Raw genomic sequence first — 6887 nt, 5'->3', positions numbered from 1 at the left:
ACTGCCCTTTTTTTTATTTTTTTAATCATTTCCTCAGGCCACTAAAAAAACCATGGGTTTATCAGTGGCCTCCTCTAGGCACCGCAGGAGTCTACGTATAGTTCATCCGCTGGGTTATTGGATTTTGTGAGGATTATGTGAAGCGATTTAGTTAGGCTCAGTTCAAATTCTGAACCGTCCTTCGTTTACTAAATCACTGAGCAACGAACAAGTTCGATGAGGGTGCACTATATAACATCCTTCCTCCGTTGATTGGAGCGGAAGGCAATCGACTCCTGCGGGATGTGCGTGGCCAGGGGAGACCCCACAAGAGAGTAGCGATGAGGAGGCTCCCGGACCGCCCGCGGAAAGCGATTGCCAGCAGCGGAAATCAACAACTATGTTAGACGAAGACTATTGAAGAGGACCAACTGTTAAATGAAAAGCGATGTATCGTTCAGGAGCGGTGTATGAGTATTTCTCATTTATTAAAACTCTTTTTTTAGCTGAGATGATGCTTGCACGCTATCTTCCATTCTGATATAATCTACTAATGCGAGTGAAATGACTCATTAGATGAGTTTTGCTCCTTGCTCCTTAAATGGAGCCGTTAGACCAAAAGGAGGTGACCGGAATGCGTAAGTACGAAATTATGTACATCATCGCTCCAAACCTAGAAGAGTCAGCAAACAAAGAGATTATCGAACGCTTTAATGGTGTTCTTACATCAAATGGTGCTGAAGTTGAAAAGGTTGAAGAGATGGGTAAGCGTCGTTTAGCATACGAAATCAACGATTATCGTGAAGGTTTCTACGTGCTTTTAAATGTACAAGCTAACTCAGAAGCGATTGCAGAATTTAACCGTCTTATCAAGATTAACGACAACGTTATTCGTGTCCTAATCACTAAAGACGAAGAATAATTAATGAAAAAGTGGGAGGGGTACGGATGCTAAACCGTGTCATACTAGTTGGACGTTTAACGAAAGATCCAGAGCTGCGTTATACGCCGAGTGGAGTAGCAGTAGCGAACTTTACGCTCGCGGTAAACCGTACATTTTCAAACCAGCAAGGAGAGCGCGAAGCAGACTTCATCAATTGTGTGGTTTGGCGTAAACCTGCTGAGAATGTGGCTAATTACCTTAAAAAAGGCAGCCTGGCTGGTGTAGACGGCCGAATCCAAACTAGAAGCTATGACAACAATGAAGGCCGTCGTGTCTTTATTACAGAAGTTGTAGCGGAAAGTGTGCAATTCCTAGAACCAAGGGGAGCAAGTCAAGGACAAGGAAATGCGTATGCAGGAGGCGGAGCACCAACTGGTGGAAACGATTATAGCAGGCAGAATCAACAACCAGATCGTCAATCTGGCGGATTTAACGATGATCCTTTTGCTAATGATGGCAAACCAATTGACATCTCGGATGACGATTTACCATTCTAATGCCTCTTCTGCTTATTTAACGAAAAAAAGCGTGATTATAAAACATTTCTATTGAAAGGAGTGCTGTGCAATGGCTCGTCGTGGTCGTCCAAAGCGTCGTAAGGTTTGTTTCTTCACTGTAAACAAAATTACGAAAATCGATTACAAAGATACAGATCTTCTAAAGCGTTTCATCTCTGAGCGTGGAAAAATTCTTCCTCGCCGTGTAACTGGAACGTCTGCTAAGTATCAACGTCAACTTACAACAGCAATCAAGCGTGCTCGTCAAATCGCTTTATTGCCGTATGTAAATGATGTTAACTAATAGCATAATTTATAAAAGCATGGTAGAGCTTCTACCATGCTTTTTGTTTTAGGCGTACTTTATGTGGGTACTGCTGTTTCTTTGCTTTTCTAACCAAGTTTATGCATAATTTTCTTTTGTTCGATTAAGATGATGAATAAGAGATTAGAGGATGGTGTTTGGCTGGGTGCTTTAATTTTCCTCGTAATTACGCTAAAATAGACAAGGATATGAGAAACTGTCAAAAACTATTGCTTCTAAGCAAGTTGATGGTTGGTTGGAAAGATAAATGAGGTGAATGTGTGAAACAAACGAGAACACTAACAGAAGGAGCGATACTCGGAGCTCTTTTTGTCAGTTTATTAGCCATTACGCTGTATGTTCCATTCGCTGCTTATCTTACGATGTGGGCCCTGCCGCTTCCTTTTATCTTATTTGTAGTAAGAAGAGGGTTGAAGCCAGGATTCATGCTTGTTGCTGTAGCGATTTTGCTTTCTTTTATGATCGCAGGTGTTATTGGAGTACCTGGGGCATTATTCTTTGGGAGCGCGGGACTTGTGATAGGTGAGTTATACCGCCGCAAGTTAGCACCTTTTAATGTGTTAATTGGCGGAAGCTTAATATATATGTTAAATATGCTGCTTGTCTATGTGGGTCTGTCATTAGTTATGGATGAGAATCCAATCAGCTTTATGTCAGATCTCTTGCGCGAGCAGATTCGTCTTGCGGAATCTACATTGATTACAATTGGACAAGACCCTGCCGATTCACTAGCACCTATGTATGAAATGGCAGATATGATTGTCCATTTAGTTCCTATTATGATTATTATGAGCGGGATTGCTTTAGCTGTCTTAACAGTACTGCTTGCCACACTTATTTTGCGCAGACTTGGTACAAAGGTTGAAAAATTTCCGCCGTTTCGTGACTGGCAGTTCCCTAAGTCATTCTTATGGTATTACTTAATTGTCATGATTTTATTGTTAGTAGGACAAGAAGAAGGTTCAACGATGTACATTATTGTATGGAACCTCCTGCCGCTGCTTGAGATTGTGATGATGATCCAAGGTTTTGCGTTTATATTTTATTATTGTTACCATAAAAAAGTTAACAAAGCACTTCCAATTATTATTGTTATTGTTACATTGATTATAAACCCTTTGACACAGCTTATTCGTATTCTAGGGATTATTGATTTAGGCTTTGATCTACGTAAACGTATTAAAAGCGAGAAAAAATAGGAGCTGACACTATGCCGAAGTTCTTAATGAAGCGGTGGCATGGCTACCACGTAATTGCCCTATTTGCCGTAGCGGTGATTTTCAGCAGTGTGCTGATGATCTATCACTGGCAGGTTGGCGTCATTGGTTTATTCATATTAGGTGTGCTAGCCATCTACACGTCACAAGCGCGTTTTGCGTTTGAACGTGATTTAGAAGCGTATATCCAAACGCTTTCCTACCGTGTAAATAAGGCGGGGGAAGAGGCAGTCATGAAGATGCCTGTAGGAATTCTCCTTTATAATGATGATAAGATCATCCAGTGGGTTAATCCCTTTATAAGCCAACATATTGCTGATGACTTAATTGATAAAAGCTTGGACGATTTACATGATGAGCTAGTTCCGATGATTGAAGACAATGTTGAAGGTGATGTGATCACTTTAGGGTCAAAGTCTTATCATGTTACGTTTGAACCGACAGAGAGGTTAATTTATTTTCAAGATATAACAGAAAAGGAAGAGACAATCGAATTATATGAGGACACAAAAACGGTTGTCGCTCTTATTTATTTAGATAATTATGATGAAGTAACGCAAGGAATGGAAGATCAAGTGAGGAGTCGGCTCATGAGCCAGGTCACTTCTGCTTTAAATAAATGGGCAAATGATAATGATATCTTGCTCAGACGAACAGCTTCTGACCGATTTGTTGCAATTATGAACTATAAATCACTCAGGCAGATTGAAGAAGTTCGCTTTGATCTGCTCGATGAAATTAGAACGCTGACAGGAAAAGAAAAAGTTCCTATTACTCTTAGTATCGGGGTGGGTACTGGTGAGACCTCATTACGTGAGCTAGGAAAGCTTGCTCAGTCAAGTTTAGACTTAGCTTTAGGACGCGGCGGAGACCAGGTAGCCATCAAGCAAAAGAACGGAAAAGTCCGCTTTTATGGTGGAAAGTCAAATGCAATGGAAAAACGGACACGTGTTAGAGCAAGAGTCATTTCACACGCGCTGCGTGATTTTGTCCTTGAAAGTGACCGTGTCATCATAATGGGCCACAAAAATCCGGATATGGATTCAATTGGTGCTGCGATTGGTGTTTTGAAAATTGCTGAAGTAAATGGGAAGGAAGGCTTTGTCGTCCTTGATCCAAGTGATATTAACCACGATGTTCAAAAGTTAATGGAAGAAGTTGAAAGTCATGAGGATCTTTGGTCGCAATTTGTTACACCAGATGAGGTTCTAGATTATGTGACAGATGACACACTTCTTGTCGTTGTAGATACGCATAAACCGTCTCTTGTGATGGAACCTAAGCTGCTTCCTAAAGTGGACCGGATCATTGTCCTTGATCACCATAGACGCGGTGAAGAGTTTATTGAGGATCCTGTTCTTGTGTATATGGAACCTTATGCTTCATCGACAGCAGAACTGGTTACAGAACTGCTGGAATATCAGCCGAAGCAGCTTAAGATGGACAGGCTTGAAGCAACATCGCTCCTTGCTGGAATTATTGTAGATACAAAGAGTTTTGCCGTGCGCACGGGTGCAAGAACCTTCGATGCGGCATCATTCCTCCGCTCAAACGGGGCAGATACAACATTGGTTCAAAAGCTGCTTAAAGAAGACATGGACCAATATGTAAAGCGTGCTAAGCTGATTGAGAAAGCAGAGGTATATCGCGAGGGAATGGCTATTGCTGTAGCTGATGAAGAGGAGAGCTTAAGCCAGATTGTCATTGCTCAAGCAGCTGATACTCTGCTTACAATGAAAGACGTAGCTGCATCCTTTGTGATTTCAAAGAGAAAAGATGATATGGTAAGCATAAGCGCCCGTTCGCTGGGTGATGTGAACGTCCAAGTCATTATGGAACGTTTAGAAGGTGGAGGACACCTTTCCAATGCTGCTACACAATTACAAGGTGTTACTCTCCAAGAGGCGAGAGAGAAACTAGAGAAGGCCATAGATGAAAGTTTAGAAGGGGGACAATAAGATGAAAGTTATTTTCTTAGAAGATGTTAAAGGTAAAGGAAAAAAAGGTGAATTAAAGAATGTATCTGAAGGATATGCGCGTAATTACCTGCTTCCTAATAACTTAGCGGTTGAAGCAACAAAAGGAAATGTCGCTAATCTTAAAGCCCAAAAAAACAGCGAGCAGAAGAAAGCCGCAGAAGAGCTTGAGGCTGCGAATAAATACAAAGAAGAGCTTGAAGCCTTAACGGTAGAAATTAAAGCCAAATCAGGAGAAGGCGGCCGTTTATTCGGTGCCGTATCAACAAAACAAATAGCGGAAACACTTTCCGGTATGAAAATGAAGGTAGATAAGCGTAAAATAATGCTTAACGACCCTATTCGCTCACTAGGGTATACGAATGTTCCTATTAAAATTCACCCAGAAGTGATAGCAACAGTGAAAGTTCACGTAGTAGAAAGCGAATAAATAAAGAAATACGCTTTTCTTTAGACGGTCTGATCTCTCTAGGTGCCAAGAATATCTTGCAATCCCTAGCAAGGTCAGACCGTTTTCATTTTTGTATGTTCGTTCTTATTTTTATATTTATTTTTTTATAGAAAGGAAGTAGTGTCATGAGTGATTTATTTGCTGATCGGACCCCGCCGCAAAATATAGAAGCCGAACAAGCGGTACTCGGTGCGATCTTTTTAGCTGATGTAGCACTCGTCACCGCATCTGAACGCTTACTGCCTGAAGATTTTTACCGGGCCGCGCACCAGCGCGTGTATCAGGTGATGCTTGAGTTGGCAGAAAAAGGCGAACCGGTTGACCTAGTAACCGTAACTTCAGAACTGCAAGACCGTAAATGGCTTGATGATATTGGTGGAGTAGCTTATTTAAGTGACTTAGCAAACGCTGTACCGACGGCAGCTAATGTGGAATATTACAGTAAAATTGTTGAAGAAAAATCAGTGCTGCGCCGTCTAATTAAGGTAGCGACGAATATTGCAGCAGACGGGTATACGAGCGAGGATGAAGTTGATGCGATACTCGATGATGCGGAAAAGACAATCTTAGATGTTGCACAGCGCAAAAACACGAGTGCTTTTATTTCCATTAAAGACGTTCTCGTTGAAACGTATGATCAAATTGAATTGCTTCAAAACCAAAAAGGAGACATTACAGGGATCCCGACTGGGTTTGTGGAGCTTGATAATATGACAGCAGGGTTTCAGCGGAATGATTTAATTATTGTGGCCGCTCGTCCTTCTGTTGGTAAGACCGCTTTTGCTTTAAATATCGCTCAAAATGTAGCCACTAAAACAGACGAGAATGTCGCGATCTTTAGTCTAGAGATGGGAGCGAGCCAGCTTGTTCAGCGTATGCTTTGTGCGGAAGGTAATATTGATGCTCAGAGAATGCGTACAGGAGCTTTAACAGCAGAAGACTGGCAGAAGCTGACGATGGCAATGGGCAGCCTTGCTAAAGCTGGTATATATATAGATGATACTCCAGGCGTGAAGGTTAATGACATTCGTGCTAAGTGCAGGCGTCTAAAGCAGGAGCAAGGGCTTGGGATGATCATGATTGACTATTTACAGCTGATCCAAGGAAACGGTCGAAGCGGCGAGAACCGTCAACAGGAAGTTTCAGAAATCTCTCGTACCCTAAAAGCGATTGCTCGTGAACTAGAGGTCCCTGTAATCGCCCTGTCACAGCTTTCTCGTGGTGTAGAGTCGAGACAAGATAAACGACCAATGATGTCTGATATTCGTGAATCGGGAAGTATTGAGCAGGATGCTGATATCGTTGCGTTCTTATATCGTGATGATTACTATGATAAAGAATCAGAGAATCAAAATATTATCGAAATCATTATAGCCAAGCAGCGTAACGGTCCTGTCGGCACCGTTGAGCTAGCTTTTGTGAAGGAATACAATAAGTTCGTTAACCTAGAACGAAGGCATGATGAAAGAAGCATGCCGCCAGGAGCCTAGTTACAATTA

7 protein-coding genes are annotated in these 6887 nt (G+C 41.8%); all 7 read left to right on the top strand.

Annotated elements, in window-relative coordinates; translation table 11 throughout:
- Window positions 1-613 precede the first annotated feature (613 nt).
- The 7 genes from rpsF (at window position 614) to dnaB (ending at window position 6878) form a co-directional block, all read left to right on the top strand.
- On the top strand, window positions 614-901 hold the full coding sequence (rpsF, locus tag A33I_RS10795) for a 30S ribosomal protein S6 (protein WP_022628428.1): 288 nt from the start codon (window positions 614-616) through the stop codon (window positions 899-901).
- Between the two features lie 26 nt (window positions 902-927).
- The gene (ssb, locus tag A33I_RS10790; protein ID WP_012960902.1) at window positions 928-1419 is read left to right on the top strand and encodes a single-stranded DNA-binding protein; all 492 of its coding nucleotides are present in this window, start codon (window positions 928-930) and stop codon (window positions 1417-1419) included.
- Between the two features lie 70 nt (window positions 1420-1489).
- On the top strand, window positions 1490-1723 hold the full coding sequence (rpsR, locus tag A33I_RS10785) for a 30S ribosomal protein S18 (protein WP_012960901.1): 234 nt from the start codon (window positions 1490-1492) through the stop codon (window positions 1721-1723).
- A 281-nt stretch (window positions 1724-2004) separates the two neighbouring features.
- The gene (locus A33I_RS10780; protein WP_022628427.1) at window positions 2005-2943 is read left to right on the top strand and encodes a YybS family protein; all 939 of its coding nucleotides are present in this window, start codon (window positions 2005-2007) and stop codon (window positions 2941-2943) included.
- A gap of 11 nt (window positions 2944-2954) precedes the next feature.
- On the top strand, window positions 2955-4919 hold the full coding sequence (locus A33I_RS10775; protein WP_022628426.1) for a DHH family phosphoesterase: 1965 nt from the start codon (window positions 2955-2957) through the stop codon (window positions 4917-4919).
- 1 nt (window position 4920) lies between these two features.
- Complete coding sequence (gene rplI / locus A33I_RS10770) at window positions 4921-5367, top strand: 50S ribosomal protein L9 (protein WP_022628425.1); 447 nt, start codon at window positions 4921-4923, stop codon at window positions 5365-5367.
- A 146-nt stretch (window positions 5368-5513) separates the two neighbouring features.
- On the top strand, window positions 5514-6878 hold the full coding sequence (gene dnaB / locus A33I_RS10765) for a replicative DNA helicase (RefSeq protein WP_012960897.1): 1365 nt from the start codon (window positions 5514-5516) through the stop codon (window positions 6876-6878).
- Window positions 6879-6887: the final 9 nt, after the last annotated feature.

It is taken from the genome of Alkalihalophilus marmarensis DSM 21297, from assembly GCF_000474275.2.
Classification (GTDB): domain Bacteria; phylum Bacillota; class Bacilli; order Bacillales; family Bacillaceae_D; genus Alkalihalophilus; species Alkalihalophilus marmarensis.
This window is presented reverse-complemented; position numbering and strand designations above follow the sequence as displayed.